Origin of the sequence: Pedobacter sp. UYP1 (assembly GCF_040547305.1) — a bacterium.
Classification (GTDB): domain Bacteria; phylum Bacteroidota; class Bacteroidia; order Sphingobacteriales; family Sphingobacteriaceae; genus Pedobacter.
This window is the reverse complement of record NZ_JBEPPL010000002.1, coordinates 299333-314948: the sequence shown is the minus strand read 5'-3', so window position 1 is coordinate 314948 and position 15616 is coordinate 299333. Positions and strand designations below refer to the sequence as shown.

17 protein-coding genes are annotated in these 15616 nt (G+C 39.0%); 8 read left to right on the top strand and 9 right to left on the bottom strand.

Translation table 11 applies throughout. The features are described from left to right. The first annotated feature begins 8 nt into the window (after nucleotides 1-8). The 4 genes from ABIB30_RS05340 to ABIB30_RS05325 all read left to right on the top strand — a co-directional run bounded on the left by ABIB30_RS05340 (nucleotide 9) and on the right by ABIB30_RS05325 (nucleotide 4916). Nucleotides 9-161 carry a hypothetical protein gene (locus ABIB30_RS05340; RefSeq protein ID WP_354299941.1) on the top strand — a complete coding sequence of 51 codons (153 nt, stop codon included), beginning with the start codon at nucleotides 9-11 and terminating at the stop codon, nucleotides 159-161. Between the two features lie 253 nt (nucleotides 162-414). Further along, nucleotides 415-2865: a TonB-dependent receptor gene (locus ABIB30_RS05335; protein ID WP_354299940.1), complete on the top strand. Its 2451-nt coding sequence runs from the start codon at nucleotides 415-417 to the stop codon at nucleotides 2863-2865. Nucleotides 2866-2917: 52 nt separating this feature from the next. Continuing rightward, entirely contained in the window at nucleotides 2918-3550 is a 633-nt protein-coding gene (locus ABIB30_RS05330; protein WP_354299939.1) for a thiamine phosphate synthase, read from the top strand. Between the two features lie 91 nt (nucleotides 3551-3641). After that, nucleotides 3642-4916 (top strand): MFS transporter, encoded by a 1275-nt coding sequence (locus tag ABIB30_RS05325; protein WP_354299938.1) that lies wholly within the window; start codon nucleotides 3642-3644, stop codon nucleotides 4914-4916. Nucleotides 4917-4919: 3 nt separating this feature from the next. On the opposite strand, the gene ABIB30_RS05320 is transcribed toward ABIB30_RS05325, so the two are convergent. The 9 genes from ABIB30_RS05320 to ABIB30_RS05280 all read right to left on the bottom strand — a co-directional run bounded on the left by ABIB30_RS05320 (nucleotide 4920) and on the right by ABIB30_RS05280 (nucleotide 12411). Continuing rightward, entirely contained in the window at nucleotides 4920-6659 is a 1740-nt protein-coding gene (locus ABIB30_RS05320) for an ABC transporter ATP-binding protein (protein WP_354299937.1), read from the bottom strand. Between the two features lie 95 nt (nucleotides 6660-6754). After that, nucleotides 6755-7318, bottom strand: a complete 564-nt coding sequence (frr, locus tag ABIB30_RS05315) for a ribosome recycling factor (RefSeq protein WP_183869365.1) — start codon at nucleotides 7316-7318, stop codon at nucleotides 6755-6757. Between the two features lie 40 nt (nucleotides 7319-7358). Continuing rightward, nucleotides 7359-8066, bottom strand: coding sequence for a UMP kinase (gene pyrH, locus ABIB30_RS05310; protein ID WP_068404326.1), 708 nt, complete (start codon nucleotides 8064-8066; stop codon nucleotides 7359-7361). Between the two features lie 44 nt (nucleotides 8067-8110). Further along, the gene (nagA, locus tag ABIB30_RS05305; RefSeq protein WP_354299935.1) at nucleotides 8111-9220 is read right to left on the bottom strand and encodes an N-acetylglucosamine-6-phosphate deacetylase; all 1110 of its coding nucleotides are present in this window, start codon (nucleotides 9218-9220) and stop codon (nucleotides 8111-8113) included. 96 nt (nucleotides 9221-9316) lie between these two features. Continuing rightward, nucleotides 9317-10153 carry a translation elongation factor Ts gene (gene tsf, locus ABIB30_RS05300; RefSeq protein ID WP_111632682.1) on the bottom strand — a complete coding sequence of 279 codons (837 nt, stop codon included), beginning with the start codon at nucleotides 10151-10153 and terminating at the stop codon, nucleotides 9317-9319. 104 nt (nucleotides 10154-10257) lie between these two features. Then, nucleotides 10258-11082: a 30S ribosomal protein S2 gene (gene rpsB, locus ABIB30_RS05295; protein ID WP_068404332.1), complete on the bottom strand. Its 825-nt coding sequence runs from the start codon at nucleotides 11080-11082 to the stop codon at nucleotides 10258-10260. Nucleotides 11083-11102: 20 nt separating this feature from the next. Further along, complete coding sequence (gene rpsI / locus ABIB30_RS05290) at nucleotides 11103-11489, bottom strand: 30S ribosomal protein S9 (RefSeq protein ID WP_068404334.1); 387 nt, start codon at nucleotides 11487-11489, stop codon at nucleotides 11103-11105. 16 nt (nucleotides 11490-11505) lie between these two features. Then, nucleotides 11506-11949, bottom strand: a complete 444-nt coding sequence (gene rplM, locus ABIB30_RS05285) for a 50S ribosomal protein L13 (RefSeq protein ID WP_068404336.1) — start codon at nucleotides 11947-11949, stop codon at nucleotides 11506-11508. 99 nt (nucleotides 11950-12048) lie between these two features. Further along, entirely contained in the window at nucleotides 12049-12411 is a 363-nt protein-coding gene (locus ABIB30_RS05280) for a hypothetical protein (protein ID WP_354299931.1), read from the bottom strand. A 92-nt stretch (nucleotides 12412-12503) separates the two neighbouring features. On the opposite strand from ABIB30_RS05280, the gene ABIB30_RS05275 reads away from it, so the two are divergent. The 4 genes from ABIB30_RS05275 to ABIB30_RS05260 all read left to right on the top strand — a co-directional run bounded on the left by ABIB30_RS05275 (nucleotide 12504) and on the right by ABIB30_RS05260 (nucleotide 15609). Then, the gene (locus ABIB30_RS05275; protein ID WP_183869361.1) at nucleotides 12504-12710 is read left to right on the top strand and encodes a YtxH domain-containing protein; all 207 of its coding nucleotides are present in this window, start codon (nucleotides 12504-12506) and stop codon (nucleotides 12708-12710) included. Between the two features lie 75 nt (nucleotides 12711-12785). After that, nucleotides 12786-14207 carry an MBL fold metallo-hydrolase RNA specificity domain-containing protein gene (locus ABIB30_RS05270; protein WP_354299929.1) on the top strand — a complete coding sequence of 474 codons (1422 nt, stop codon included), beginning with the start codon at nucleotides 12786-12788 and terminating at the stop codon, nucleotides 14205-14207. Next, a complete protein-coding gene (locus tag ABIB30_RS05265; RefSeq protein WP_354299927.1) occupies nucleotides 14195-15298 on the top strand; it encodes a mechanosensitive ion channel family protein in 1104 nt (367 codons plus the stop codon). The genes ABIB30_RS05270 and ABIB30_RS05265 overlap by 13 nt, the downstream gene beginning before the upstream one ends. A gap of 5 nt (nucleotides 15299-15303) precedes the next feature. Continuing rightward, nucleotides 15304-15609 (top strand): hypothetical protein, encoded by a 306-nt coding sequence (locus ABIB30_RS05260; RefSeq protein WP_354299925.1) that lies wholly within the window; start codon nucleotides 15304-15306, stop codon nucleotides 15607-15609. Nucleotides 15610-15616: the final 7 nt, after the last annotated feature.

Sequence of the window (15616 nt, the reverse complement as noted above, 5' to 3'; positions counted from 1 at the left end):
AATACGAAATGAACGAAACAGAATTTTTAGAGTATTGTAAAAGTCAATTGACACGACCAATTCAAGATGAGGATATTATTACCATGTTAACTGCCTGGGGGAGTATCAAATATTCACAAGGGTATACAAACGCGCAAAGCGAGAAAGAAGATATAGAATAACGATACAAGCGTTGCTAAATTGCTATATCTAAAATATTTTATACATTTGCCGATATCAAAAGGGGTGCCTTGTTTTGTAAAAAACACAAAGACAGGCTGAGATCATACCCATTATTTGAGCGCTGAATTAATTTCAGGCGCTTCAAATATGCACCTGATCCGGGTAATGCCGGCGGAGGGATTGGAGTTATGGAGTTTAATTATGTTGTATTAGCCCTATCTACAACAGGTTTTACTAAAAAACAGTAGCAAATTGAAAACATTATTGATCGCAGTTATAGCTGTGTTCCTTTTACCTGTATTTGCCAATGCGCAATTCACAATCTCGGGATCTGTTTCCGAAAACACCAAACATACCAGCTTACCGGGAGCAAGTATCAGCTTAAAAAACACCAGTATTGGCGTTAATAGCAATACGAATGGAGCCTATCAGCTTAAAAACGTTAAGGCTGGTAAATATGTGCTTACTGCAAGTTTTGTTGGCTATGAAACGCAGCACAAAACTATTGAAGTGAAAGGAGATCAACAGATCGATTTCAACATGGAGCCTTCAGCATACCTGGCAGATGAAGTTATTGTCATGGCTACAAGGGCTACTGAAAAATCAGGTACGACTTATAAAAACGTCAGTAAATCTGATATTGAGGCCAATAATTTTGGACAGGATTTACCTTTCATTATTAACAACACACCGGGTGTAGTAGTCACTTCTGATGCCGGAACCGGCGTAGGTTATACAGGTATCCGGATCAGGGGGAGCGATGCGACAAGAGTCAACGTCACTGTCAACGGAATTCCTTTAAATGATTCTGAAAGTCAAGGTTCATTCTGGGTAAATATGCCCGACTTTGCCTCTTCGGTTGAGAGTATCCAGATTCAGCGTGGTGTAGGAACTTCTACGAATGGTGCAGGTGCGTTTGGAGGAAGCCTGAACATACAAACTTCTGCTCCAGGCTTGGAACCTTATGCAGAGATTAATAGTACCTATGGCTCTTTTAACACTTTAAAAAACACGGTAAAAATCGGGACAGGACTGATTGATAATAAATTCAGCTTTGATGGCCGCTTATCCAGAATACAATCTGATGGTTTTGTAAACCGTGGCGCGTCCTTATTAAAATCTTATTTCTTGTCTGGTGCTTACCATGGCAAAACCGATCTGTTACGAATCAATGTCTTTTCTGGTTCAGAGAAAACTTACCAGTCCTGGAATGGTGTTCCGGAGTCGAAGTTAAGAGGGGATGTACAAGGGATAAATGATTATATCGAAAGAAATGGAATAACAGGCGCTGATGCGACGAATTTATTAACAGCGGATAACAGAAAATATAACTCTTTCTTATACAAAGATCAGAATGATAATTACTGGCAGGATCATTACCAAGTCTTATATGCGAAACAGTTTAATGAAAAGTTCTCTTTTAATGGTGCATTGCATTATACTTATGGAAGAGGTTATTATGAAGAATTTAAAGCCGGACAAAAATTTGCCGACTATGGTTTAGTGAATCCAATTATTAATGGCGCACCAGTATTAACAACCGACCTTGTTCGCAGACGCTGGTTAAACAATAATTTTTACGGCGCAACTTATAGTTTCAATTATAAAGCGTCTTCCCAGTTGAATTTCACAGTAGGTGGTGCTTATAATCAATACCGCGGCAAGCATTATGGTCAGATCAACTGGGCACAAATCTCTTCGAACCTGAATAACTCTGATCATTATTATGATGGAGACGGAAATAAAAATGATTTCAATGTTTATGCAAAGATTTCTTATAGTCCGGTTGAAAAGCTGAACTTATTTGCAGACCTGCAATACAGAAGACTGAATTATGATATTACAGGTAAGGACAATGACTTACTTCCCTTAAACATCCATGATAAGCTGAATTTCTTCAATCCAAAGCTTGGTGCCTCTTATTTTGTAAACCCAAAAAGCAATATTTATGCTTCTTTGAGTATTGCCAACAAAGAGGGTAACCGGGATGACTATGTGAATGCAAATGCAGGTACTCTTCCACATCCGGAAAGGTTATATAACGTAGAAGCCGGGTATCGGATCAAAGATGCACAATACAGCGCAGGTGTGAACGTATATGGCATGTTCTATAAAGATCAGCTGGTGGTAACTGGAAAACTAAGTGATGTCGGGGCTTCTATCCGTCAGAACGTCCCTAACAGCTCCAGAATTGGAGTTGAGTTTGATGGATCTTACACCTTAAGCCGTCACTTTCTGATTAATGCCAATGCTGCATTGAGCAGAAATAAAATTAAAGACTTCTCTGAATTCATTTTTAATTATGATACGAACAAAGAGGATACCTACAATTACACCAATACAAACATTTCTTTTTCACCGGATGCAGTCGTATTCGGAGAGCTGGTTTATAAACCATTCACCAGTTTTGCTGTAGCTTTACAAAGTAAATATGTGAGCAAACAGTATATGGACAATACACAGAATGAAGGCAGAAAACTGAATGGATATTGGGTAAATAATGTCCGCTTAGGCTACGATTTCAGCTTTAAAGGAGTGAAAAACATGAATGTTGGTTTACTGGTCAATAACATCCTCGACAAAAAATACGAGAGTAATGGCTATACTTATGGATCTTATAGTGGCGGTAACCGGGTAACAGAGAATTTCTATTTCCCGCAAGCGGGAACTAACCTCTTATTATCCTTAAATGTTAGGTTTTAAGATTTAACTTTAACAAATTTTAATAAGAACATCTTTAACAAGAAATATACAAATGAAAAAATTCATCGAAAAGCTTCAGTTTATCACACATGATATTGATGCCTTAACGCATATTGAACAGGCGCAACTAGCTTGTGAGGCAGGTGCGAAATGGGTGCAATACCGTTGTTTGACGAAGGATGATGACGCCCTTTTAAAGGATATTCATGCGATCGCAGAAATTTGTGATGACTGGGGCGCAACATTGATTGTAACCAATCACATCCATTTGAACAGAAAAGCAGATATCCAGGGCTTTCATATCGAAGACATGGATGCTGATTTTAAAGCGTTACGTGAGCAATTAGGAGAAGATATTACCATTGGTGGTTCTTCCAATACTTTAGAAGGATTACTAAGACTAGCCGCAGAAGGTGCTGATTACGCAGGTTGCGGCCCGTTCAGCCATACCGATACGAAACCAAACAATTCACCGTGGTTAGGTCTGGAAGGTTATGCGAAGATCGCTTCTGCTTTAAAAGAAAAAGAGATTGACCTAGCGGTATTAGCAGTTGGCGGTGTAAAGTTAACTGATGTAGAAGCTTTATTGGAAACAGGCATCTTTGGAATTGCAGTTTCTTCTGCAATTAACCAGGCTGAAAACATGATGCATGCTTACCAGGATTTCTACGATCTTGTAAAATAATTCGTTAATGTCAAATATGGCTTTGTCATATTTGACATTACATTTCAAAAAGACTTGCTTATAATATACATTTGTTTCAAATTATTTTCCTTTGGACAGTCCCAGAATTGTAGATAAACAAGATCCTTACGCCGCCCTGCGCTACAGGGAATTCAGATCTTTCCTTGGTATGCGTTTCTTTTTTACGTTTGCCTATCAAATGCAAGCTGTAATTATCGGCTTTCACATTTATCACTTAACTAAAGATCCGCTTGCTTTAGGCTTGGTTGGTCTTTGTGAAGCACTCCCTGCAATTGGGATTGCACTTTATGGAGGTTATGTAGCTGATAAATCTGAAAAGAGAGGGCTATTGCTGAAAATATTCCTGGGCGTTTTTATCTGCTCACTGATCATGCTGGTGGCAACTTCTCCTCAAATGCATCCTTATGTTCCGGAAAGTTATATTATCCCAATCATGTATTGCATGGTATTCGGCATAGGGATAGCCAGGGGGTTCTTCAGCCCTGCTACTTCATCTTTGATGGCCATGACCATTCCCAGAGAACTTTATCCGAATTCAAGTACCTGGAATAGCTCTTCTTATATGACAGCCTCTATTTTAGGACCTGCCGTGGGAGGTTTAGTTTATGGATTTTATGGAATTACTGTTACTTATACAGTAATCATCGCTTTTATACTCATTGCTTTAGTCTGCGTATTTTTCCTGAAATCACATCCGCCAAAATATATTCCTAAGGAAAGTATTATGAAGAGCCTGACAGAAGGTGTTCAGTTTGTATTCAAGAGTAAAATGATGCTGGGTGCAATGAGCCTGGATTTATTCTCTGTATTTTTTGGTGGTGCTGTTGCTTTATTACCCGTTTTTGCGAATGATATTTTAAAGGTTGGACCTGAAGGACTCGGTATTATGCGTGCAGCAGCTTCTGCAGGTGCAGTACTGACCATGCTGGTGATGACCAGAATCTCTCCAATGAACAAACCCTGGAGAAACCTGCTGGTAGCTGTAGTTGGCTTCGGCACCAGTATTGTCTGTTACGGCCTTTCTAAGAACTTCTACCTGACTTTGGTGTTCCTGTTCATGGAAGGTGCGTTTGACAGCGTCAGCGTATTGATCCGGTCTACAATCATGCAATTACTAACACCCGACCGGATGCGTGGCCGGGTATCTGCTGTAAATAGTATGTTTATTGGTTCATCTAACGAAATTGGTGCTTTTGAATCCGGACTTACTGCAAAGCTCATGAGAACTGTTCCAGCGGTGGTGTTTGGTGGCTGTATGACTATTATCATTGCAGGTATCACTTATACCAAAACCAAAAGCTTGCTTGGCCTTACTTTACAGGATATTCACGAAGAAACAGTTTAGGAACTATCTTTCTCCTACCTGTTGTCTCCACATCGCATAATACAATCCTTTCTCTTCCAGCAGGTCTTTATGTTTCCCTTGTTCGATGATATGCCCCTTTTCAAGTACATAAATCCGGTCTGCATGACGGATTGTTGATAAGCGGTGTGCAATCAGTATCGTGATATGATTGGTAAACTCTGAAACTTCTCTGATCGTAGCAGTGATCTCTTCTTCTGTCAAAGAATCTAAAGAAGAAGTAGCCTCATCAAATACCAGGATATCCGGCTTACGCAATAAAGCCCTGGCGATAGACAACCTTTGTTTCTCACCTCCGGAAACCTTTACCCCACCTTCTCCGATAACCGTATCCAATCCTTTGTCAGCACGTGCTAAAAGTGTTTGACAGGCTGCTTGCTCCATCACCCGTAAACATTCTTCATCTGTTGCTCCCGGACGGACAAACTGAAGGTTCTCTCTGATCGTACCCGAGAACAGTTGTGTATCCTGAGTTACAAAACCTATTTTCTCCCTGAGCTGATCCAGATCAATCTCTTTACTTGAAATACCATTGTATAAGACTTCACCTACCTCCGGCTGATAAAGACCAACCAAAAGCTTTACAAGTGTGGTTTTACCAGAACCCGATGGCCCCACGAAAGCGATAGTCTCTCCGTCATGTGCTTTAAAGCTGATTTCATTTAGTGCATTTGTTTTTCCGGTCAGGTGCCTGAAATTCAATCCTGAAAATTCTAACGATTCAATTTTGTTCAGCACTTTGGGATTCAAAGGTTTCTGATCGATTGGTGTACTGAGGATCTTTTTAAAATTGCCCAGGGAAACCTCTGCCTCTCTCCAGGAAAGAATCACATTACCTAACTCCTGTAATGGGCCAAAGAGGAAAAATGAATAAAACAGGAAGGAGAAATATTGTCCTGCTGAGATCGTATTTTCAAAAATAAGAATCAGCAATACCACAACCATAATACTTCTGACCAGGTTCACTGTAGTCCCCTGTACAAAACTCATACTCCGCACATATTTGACTTTTCTGAGTTCTAAGCCTAATATCTTGTAGGTAGTTTTATTCAGACGGTCTATTTCCTGGTTAGCAAGCCCCAGACTTTTTACCAGTTCAATATTTCTTAAAGATTCTGTTGTTGAACCTGCCAATGCAGTAGTTTCAGCAACAATACTCCGCTGGATAACTTTAATCTTCCGGCTTAAGAACCAGCTGACAAAACTAATGATAGGGATAGCCAGGAAATAAATTACGGTTACTTTATAACTTACAGTAACGGAATAGACGATGACAAAAACCATCCCGATTAAACTGACAAATAAAATGCTGATGAAAGAGGTAATAAATTTCTCACTATCCAGCCTTACTTTTTGTAGGATTCCAAGCGTTTCTCCGCTTCGCTGATCTTCAAAAACCTGGTAAGGTAATTCCAGTGAATGTTTAAGGCCATCGGCATACATTTGTGCACCGACTTTCTGCACGATAATACTGGTAAAATAATCCTGGAAATTCTTTGCGATACGGGATACCATTGCTGCGCCAACGCCAAGGCCAATCAGCCCTAAGACGCCCCAGACAAACTGATCTCTGCTCAGCACGTCCTTTTTCTCAATGAACCTGTCCACAATGCGACCTGTGATATAAGGATCAAGCAATGAAAAGCCTATGTTAATGGCTGCAAGAACCAGCGCAAGACAAACTATCCATTTATAATTTTTAAGATATTGTACTAATAAGTTCATGTTAAAAAAATAGAGCGCAAAAATAAACAAAGGGAATATAGCAAAAGCCATATTCCCTTTTAATTACTCTTAAATTATATTTGAGCAAATCCGGATTATACCGTCATTACGTCTTTCTCTTTTGCTTCAGCGTGTTTATCCACCTTTACAATATAAATATCCGTCATTTTCTGTACTTCACCTTCACCTGTTTTGATTTCATCATCAGAAACTCCTTCGCCTTTCAGCTTTTTGATTTTCTCATTGGCATCTTTACGGATGTTACGAACTGTGATACGGCCACGTTCTGCTTCTTCTTTAACCTTTTTTACCAGGTCCTTTCTACGTTCTTCGGTTAGTGGCGGCACTACCAGGCGAATAACAATACCATCATTTTGTGGATTGATACCAATGTTAGCTTCCATAATTGCGCGTTCGATTGGAACTAACATGTTTTTTTCCCATGGCTGAACCAAAATAGTACGTGCATCAGGAGTAGTTAAACTCGCTACCTGAGCCAGACCAGTTGCGCTGCCATAATAGTCAACCATAATTCCATCCAGCATACCTACTGAAGCCTTACCCGCACGTATTTTAGTCAATTCAGTTTCACAATGAGCAATTGCCTTGTCCATTGTTGCCTGAGCATCTTGTAATTGTTTCTTTATGAGGTCGTTCATAATTTGTGCTTTTTATCAAAAAAATATATTTGTATTAAATTTAGCCTTTTACCAGTGTTCCGATTTCTTCGCCCTGCGCTATTTTCATGAAGTTCCCTGTTTTATTCATATCGAAAACGATAATAGGAAGTTCATTTTCTTCACAAAGTGTGAAAGCAGTCATGTCCATTACGTTTAATCCTTTCGAATAAACTTCTTTGAAAGAGATTTCTGTATAACGGGTTGCTGTCGGATCTTTTTCCGGATCTGCAGTATAGATCCCATCTACACGTGTACCTTTCAATACCACGTCTGCTTTAATTTCAATTGCACGTAATGCTGCAGCTGAATCTGTTGTGAAGTATGGGTTACCTGTACCCGCACCAAAAATAACAACACGGCCTTTTTCAAGGTGTCTTACTGCTCTTCTGCGAATAAATGGTTCGCAAATCTGCTCCATTTTAATAGCGGTAAGTAATCTTGTTTTAAGTCCTACTTTTTCCAATGCATCCTGTAAAGCCATACTGTTAATTACAGTAGCCAACATTCCCATATAATCAGCTTGTGCACGATCCATACCAGATTTCTCTGCGCTCAAACCTCTGAATATATTACCACCACCTATAACTATTGCAATTTCCAGGCCCTGTGCATGGACAGCTTTAATATCTTCTGCGTACTGCTTAACGCGGTCATTATCAATACCATATTGCTTTTCGCCCATTAGCGACTCTCCGCTTAACTTGAGTAGGATCCTTTTATACTTCATGACTCCAAAAATAACTATTTGTTTTAATTATTAAGCTGAAATGTTCAAACGTTTATTAAACCCGCTACAAAAACCTTTTGAAGGGCTAACTGGTCTGTGATTAATAACAAATCTGCTGCTTTGCCTATGGCTATTTGTCCGTGTTCAGTATCCATTCTCAAAACTTTTGCCGGATGAGCTGAAGCCATATTTAAGGCTGCTGACAGCGGAACATCACAATGGTTAACACAGTTGCGCACTGCATCAAGCAAAGTGATATTAGAGCCCGAAATTGTGCCTTCAGGAGTTACATATCTGGAACCTTCTAACTGATGCTGATACGGCCCTACATTACAAGCAGTAACTGCATCTGTAATCAGAAACAGGCGTTCTGGCATTAATTTATAAGTCATTTTAACAATTTCAAGATCAACATGAGCACCATCCGCAATGATACTGGCCATAGCAGTTGGATGATTAAAGACTGCAGCCGGTAAATTTGGATTCCTGTGGTGGATAGCAGGCATTGCATTAAACAAATGTGTGGTTGTGGTAAAGCCGCTTTTATAAGCATGGTTTGCCTGCTCAAAATTGGCATTGCTATGTCCTAAAGAAAGCACTATCCCCCGATCCAGCAAATAATTGATGACTTCATCATCCTGTAGTTCGTGTGCAATAGTCATCATTTTAACTACACCGTCTGCATTTTCAATTAATTCTTTTACTTCTTCCAACGTAGCTTTATGTACATATTCCAGCGGATGAGCTCCTAATCTTTCGGGATTTAAATAAGGGCCCTCTAAATGCAAGCCTAAAAAAGCACGGGCATGCGGTTTATAAGCTTTAGCCGCTTCAATGGCTTGTTTAAATATATCGATTGTATTGGTAGCCACACAAGCAAGGAAACCTGTTGTTCCTTTACTGATCAGGTCGGCATCCATCTGTTTTAATGTTTCTGCTGTAGGATAAGCAGAAAACAGATTTCCTCCGCTACCATATATTTGCAGATCCATAAATCCGGGGGTCAGATAACTGCCTTGCGCGTCTATGACTTCATATCCTGCTGGGATATCGCCTTTGATAATTTCTTTGATTAACCCATCTGCGATTAAAACAGTCGCATCGGTAATCAGCTGTTCACCTTTGAAAAATCTGGAGTTCTTGATTGCTATCATATCTTGTTTTTAACAGTTCTTAAATATGGACAAAAAATACAGGGCAAAAAAAAAGTCCCTTAAAATAAGGGACCTTTTAATTTATCATTGAAGGAACTATGATCCTAATTGAACACGTTTAAATGCAGTAACAGTTAAACCGTTAGCTGTGTCATTTAAAAATTTACGAACGTCTTTAGAAGAATCCTTAACAAATTCCTGGTTTAATAAAGTACTGTCTTTGTAAAACTTGTTCAGTTTACCAGCAGCAATTTTCTCAACCATTTCTTCTGGTTTACCTTCTGCACGGATTTGCTCTTTAGCAATTTCCATTTCACGCTCGATAGTGTGTGTGTCTACATCTGCTTTGTCTAAAGCAACCGGGTTCATTGCAGCAATTTGCATAGCTACATCTTTTCCAGCTTCGTCAGCACCAGCAACAACTTGGTTTAAAGCAACCAAAACACCTAAACGGTAGTTACTGTGGATGTAAGGGACAACTTTTTCGCCTGATACTGTTTCAAATTTAGAGATACCAATTTTCTCTCCGATTTTACCAGTGTTTTCAACGATGATGTCAGAAACTGTTTGACCATCAACTTCAAGTGCTAATAATTCTTCTAAAGTAGCTGGATTTTTCTCAACAGCTAAATCAGTGAATTTATTTGCTAAAGCGATGAAATCAGCATTTTTAGCTACGAAATCTGTTTCGCAGTTTAACTCAACTACAACACCACGTTTTCCGTCAGCTGTAGCTTTTGCGATTACAACACCTTCGTTAGAATCACGATCCTGACGACTTGCTGCAACTTTAGCTCCTTTTTTACGTAAGTAATCAACCGCAGCTTCGAAATCGCCATTGGCCTCTATTAATGCTTTTTTGCAATCCATCATACCGGCACCGGTTTGTTGGCGTAATTTGTTTACATCTGCTGCAGAAATTTGTACTGACATTTTATTTTCTTTTTTAAGTTTTTATCTAAAAAATTATGGGTTGTACATTGTATGTTGTAAGTAAGAACCCGCAACGCACAACATACAACCCAAAAATATATTATTTATGCTTCGCTTGTACCTTCTTCGGTTTCAGCATTTTCTTTTCTTGCTCTTCTAGCGCCAGGTGCAGCAGTTTCAGGAGCATCAGCAGCAGTTTTAGCAGCTACAGCTTCTTTTTCAGCTTCATCATCTTTTTCACGTTTGCGCTCGTCTAAACCTTCTTCAATTGCTTTGATGATTACATCAGTAATTAAAGAGATAGATTTAGTTGCATCATCATTCGCCGGAATAGGGAAATCGATGTTAGAAGGATCAGAGTTAGTATCAACCATTGCGAAAGTTGGAATGTTTAATTTCAACGCCTCACTAACAGCGATATGCTCTTTTTTAACGTCAATTAAAAAGATAGCAGCTGGTAAACGGTTTAAATCCGCGATACCACCTAATAAGCTTTCCAATTTGATACGCTCACGCTGGATCATCAAACGCTCTTTCTTAGAAAGAATCGAGTAAGTACCGTCTTTAGTCATTTTATCGATGTTAGACATCTTTTTGATTGACTTACGTACAGTTTGGAAGTTAGTTAACATACCACCTAACCAACGCTCAGTTACGAAAGGCATGTTTACTTTTCTTGCTTGATCAGCAACGATTTCTTTAGCTTGTTTCTTAGTCGCTACAAATAAGATCTTACGACCTGATTTTACGATCTGTTTGATCGCTGAAGCAGCTTCTTCAGTTTTAGTTAAAGTTTTGTTTAAATCTATAATGTGAATCCCATTGCGTTCCATAAAAATATATGGTGCCATTTTCGGATTCCATTTGCGGGTAAGGTGACCAAAATGTACACCTGCATCCAATAAGTCTTGATATGTTGTTCTTGCCATTGTCTTTGTCCTCCTTGAGATTAACGTTTACTGAATTGGAACTTTTTACGAGCTTTCTTGCGACCTGGTTTCTTACGTTCAACCATACGCATATCACGGGTCATTAACCCTTTAGCACGTAATGCCGGTTTTTTCTCAGCATCTATTTCAACAATAGCTTTAGCGATAGCTAAACGAACAGCTTCTGCCTGGCCTTTAATACCACCTCCTGCTACGTTTACTTTTACGTCATATTGACCGATAAGTTCTGAAACTTCAAAACTTTGGTTTACAATATATTGTAAAGGTAATGTAGGGAAATATACTTTGTGATCTTTACTGTTAACAGTAATTGTACCGTTGCCCTCTTGCATGTAGATTCGCGCAACAGCAGTTTTTCTTCTTCCTGAAGTGTTAGTAACTGACATTTCTTTCTTCCTTTAATTAAAGTGTAATGGTTTTTGGTGATTGTGCTGCATGAGGATGCTCAGTACCTGCATAAACAAAAAGGTTGGTGTATAATTTTGCACCTAATTTTGTTTTAGGTAACATACCACGAACTGCTTTTTCTACTACACGTGTAGGATGTTTCGCCAATAACTCTTTTGGAGAGATGAAACGCTGACCACCTGGATATCCAGTATATGAAACGTACTGTTTGTCGTTCATTTTGTTTCCGGTCAACTTAATCTTGTCCGCATTGATAACGATCACATTATCGCCGCAGTCTACGTGTGGGGTGTACTCAGGCTTGTTTTTACCACGGATGATCATTGCGATCTTCGATGACAAGCGCCCCAAAATCTCGCCTTGTGCATCAACAACAACCCACTGTTTGTTAACAGTTTTAGCATTGGCAGAGACAGTTTTGTAACTTAACGTATTCACTTGCTTGTATTTAATTTGTTAAACAATTATTTTTTCTCCCTAGGATTTAGGGACTGCAAAGATAGATTAATATGTGTAATTGTCAAATAGTTAATCAAATTATTTACATGTTTTTTTATACAGGCTTGCTAAAAGCTGTAAAAAGATCGTAAATGAGAATAATACCCCTGAAATGATAAGAAGAATCGTTTCAGCAGGATAATAATGATAACTGATCGTATCAATTAACAATGAAACAGCACTGTATCCCATATAGGAAGCATATAGCAGGGTTACAAATCCTGCCAACCATTGTAAAACAGACCAGTTGGTTTGCTCAGTTTCCATATTCCGCAACACCATCCAGTTAAAAACAATGACAATCAATAAACCAAAAACAACCCAGCGATTACCATTCAACAGATAAGTCAAAAAATAAAGGACTGCAAAAATCAGGTTCAGATAAGATAAAGTTCTAAGCATGTATCAATTTTTTCAAAAAACAGCGTTTATTATATAAATTTAAGAACCTTTTTATTCGCATATTGTTACACTAACACAAAAAGACATTTATTATGACAAAAGAAACGAAAATAGTTGCAGGTATATTGGCAGGAGCTGCCCTTGGTGCTGCGGTAGCTTTAATCTTATCTTCAGACAAAAGCGATGACGTAAAAGATAAAGTTACAGACTGGTTCTGTGACTTGCTGGATGCTTCTAAAGACAAAATCTCTGATGTAGCTGACACTGTAAAAGACAAAATTGCAAAAGTAAGAGCTTAATACTCTTTATAACTTTATAGATGGCACCGGATGCTTACCGGTGCCATTACTGACTATTACACCTAAATATAACCGATGAAAATCGCTTTCCATGGTGCTGCGCGCGCCGTTACTGGTAGTAAACACCTGATAACTTTAACAAACCAAACTCAAATACTATTAGATTGCGGCATGTTCCAGGGCATGGGCGAATCAACAGAAAAGCTAAACAGTTATTTTGGATTTGAGCCTTCAAAGGTTACCTACATGATACTTTCGCATGCGCATATTGACCATTGTGGTCTGTTGCCACGCCTGGTAGCAGAAGGATTTAAAGGAAATATATTCTGTACCCCGGCAACAATGGATCTCGCCAGAATTCTATTAATGGATTCAGCAAAAATTCAGGAACAGGATGCGGCATATGCAAACAAGAAAAGACCTCAGAACGAAGAAGTAGAAGAAGCGCTTTATACGGAAGATGATGTAATTAAAACCTTAAGTCAGTTTAAGATTATAGACTACGATACTAGTTTTGACATCTGCCCGGAGGTCGCAGTATGCTTCACAGATGCAGGACATATTGTAGGCAGTGCAGCAGTACATTTGACGATAAAGGAAAATGGAAAATCGACACGCCTTACTTTTAGCGGAGACGTTGGCCGTTATGGAGACCTGATACTCAAAAGCCCGCAGGTTTTTTCGCAAGCAGACTACATTATTATGGAATCTACATATGGAGACTCCCTGCATAAGGATCTTGAGCCTATAGAAAATATGTTGTATGAAATCATTCAGCATACCTGTATAGAAAAAAAAGGTAAAGTTGTTATTCCTGCATTTAGTGTCGGCAGAACGCAAGAATTATTATATGCACTAAATAATCTTGAACTTAAGCACAAATTACCTGATGTTCCTTTCTACGTTGACAGCCCTTTATCTATCCAGGCTACTGAAGTTTTAAAGAACCATCCGGAAGTTTATAACAATGGCGTTAAAGAAGTTATGAAAACTGATGAAGACCCATTTAGCTTCAAAGGACTCAAATTCATCGAAAGTGTAGAAGAATCTAAAGCACTCAACAATGACAACAGACCATCTGTGATCATTTCTGCTTCTGGTATGGCCGAAGGAGGAAGGGTAAGACATCATATCCGCAATACGATCGGTGATCAGAAAAATACAATTTTAATGGTTGGCTACGCTTCTCCAGGTTCACTGGCTGGCAAATTAATGGCTGGAGATAAACAGGTCTATTTATTCAGAGAGAATCTTGATGTGGTTGCCGAAATTCGTTCTATACGCTCCATGAGTGCGCATGGCGATTATGAGGATCTGCTTCAATTCCTTTCTTCTCAGGACCCTGCGCTGGTTAAACAGCTTTTCCTGGTACACGGAGAGTATCCGGTTCAGCAGCATTTTGCAAAAAGACTGAATGAACACGGATTTAAACAGGTAGTCATTCCTGAATATCACCAGGTATTTGATTGCGAGACTGAACCTGCATGGAGCATTTAAATGATTTTTTTGGCTACCCAGTACCGCAATTCCTGCAAAATATAATCATTGCAGTATGCAGTTGCGCACTGGGCGCTATACTGACCATAATCATCCGGAAAGTCTTTAAGTTTTTTGCAAGATACTGGGCAACGTTCGAAATCCAATCGATCATTAAACATCTCAACAGGCCAGTAGGTGTTTTTATTCCCCTGTTATTACTAAACATGTCGTTGAGTTTGATGGTGATGAATGAATCCATCATGGCCCAGCTAAGCAGAATTATAGAGATATCCCTGACTATCATTTTTGCTTTAGTCCTTATCCGGATTATTAAAGTACTCGAAGACTATTTTTATCATAAATACGACCTTAACAAAGAGGATAACCTGAAGGAAAGAAAGATCAGGACACAATTGCAATTTATACGGAAATTTGTGGTTTCACTGATTATCCTGGTTACTGTCTCCATTATCTTACTGAGCTTTGAAAGCATGCGCAAAATCGGTACAGGCTTATTGACCGGGGTCGGGATTGGTGGTATTATTATTGGTTTCGCCGCTCAAAAATCACTAGGTAATTTACTTGCGGGCTTTCAGATTGCTTTTACACAGCCTATCCGGATCGACGATGTTTTGATTGTTGAAGGAGAGTGGGGCCGGGTAGAGGAAATTACACTCACTTATGTTGTGGTCAATATCTGGGATCAGCGGCGGCTGATTCTACCGATCACTTATTTTATTGAAAAACCTTTCCAGAACTGGACAAGGGTTTCCGCGCAGCTATTAGGAACAGTTTTCCTATACCTCGATTATACGATTCCTATTCCACCGTTAAGGGATGAATTAACCAGACTGCTGACCGATCATCCTTTATGGGATAAAAGGGTTAATGTGGTACAGCTTACAGATAATAAAGCAAATACAGTAGAAGTTCGTTTTTTAATGAGTGCCCGCAATTCTTCTCAGGCATTTGATCTGCGCTGTTATGTCCGTGAAGAGATGATTGCTTTTATCAGGGCGAACTATCCGGACAGCCTGCCTAAAACAAGACTGGAATATAATAGCAATAACTATCAGGGGGCAGAAGACGCCGTCCTTCAGAAAAAATAGTTTTTATGGCATTAGACATTCACAGACTCGACAACCACGATCATTTATTTGGAATTGATGATATTAAATTCAAAAATCTGGACGATATATTTACAGCATATAAACATTGGACAGGCACTTCAATTCATCAGTATGACGACACCAGGCTGATGGTAGGAGATCAGAAAATAATGATTAAAGTTATAGATGACTATGTTAAAAAGACAAATTTAAATCAGGACAAATCAAAGACCACAGATATCCTGGAATTCAGAGGTCTGTTAACCTATTTCATCAATAACAATTATGATATTGAATTTTTTAGTGATTAATCCTGCT

Bases quoted from the DNA above. Each gene is read 5' to 3' on its own strand.
- ABIB30_RS05340 (WP_354299941.1), top strand. From the start codon at position 9: ATGAACGAAACAGAATTTTTAGAGTATTGTAAAAGTCAATTGACACGA.
- ABIB30_RS05330 (WP_354299939.1), top strand. From the start codon at position 2,918: ATGAAAAAATTCATCGAAAAGCTTCAGTTTATCACACATGATATTGAT.
- ABIB30_RS05320 (WP_354299937.1), bottom strand. From the start codon at position 6,659: ATGAACTTATTAGTACAATATCTTAAAAATTATAAATGGATAGTTTGT.
- frr (WP_183869365.1), bottom strand. From the start codon at position 7,318: ATGAACGACCTCATAAAGAAACAATTACAAGATGCTCAGGCAACAATG.
- pyrH (WP_068404326.1), bottom strand. From the start codon at position 8,066: ATGAAGTATAAAAGGATCCTACTCAAGTTAAGCGGAGAGTCGCTAATG.
- nagA (WP_354299935.1), bottom strand. From the start codon at position 9,220: ATGATAGCAATCAAGAACTCCAGATTTTTCAAAGGTGAACAGCTGATT.
- tsf (WP_111632682.1), bottom strand. From the start codon at position 10,153: ATGTCAGTACAAATTTCTGCAGCAGATGTAAACAAATTACGCCAACAA.
- rpsB (WP_068404332.1), bottom strand. From the start codon at position 11,082: ATGGCAAGAACAACATATCAAGACTTATTGGATGCAGGTGTACATTTT.
- rpsI (WP_068404334.1), bottom strand. From the start codon at position 11,489: ATGTCAGTTACTAACACTTCAGGAAGAAGAAAAACTGCTGTTGCGCGA.
- ABIB30_RS05280 (WP_354299931.1), bottom strand. From the start codon at position 12,411: ATGCTTAGAACTTTATCTTATCTGAACCTGATTTTTGCAGTCCTTTAT.
- ABIB30_RS05275 (WP_183869361.1), top strand. From the start codon at position 12,504: ATGACAAAAGAAACGAAAATAGTTGCAGGTATATTGGCAGGAGCTGCC.
- ABIB30_RS05270 (WP_354299929.1), top strand. From the start codon at position 12,786: ATGAAAATCGCTTTCCATGGTGCTGCGCGCGCCGTTACTGGTAGTAAA.
- ABIB30_RS05265 (WP_354299927.1), top strand. From the start codon at position 14,195: ATGGAGCATTTAAATGATTTTTTTGGCTACCCAGTACCGCAATTCCTG.
- ABIB30_RS05260 (WP_354299925.1), top strand. From the start codon at position 15,304: ATGGCATTAGACATTCACAGACTCGACAACCACGATCATTTATTTGGA.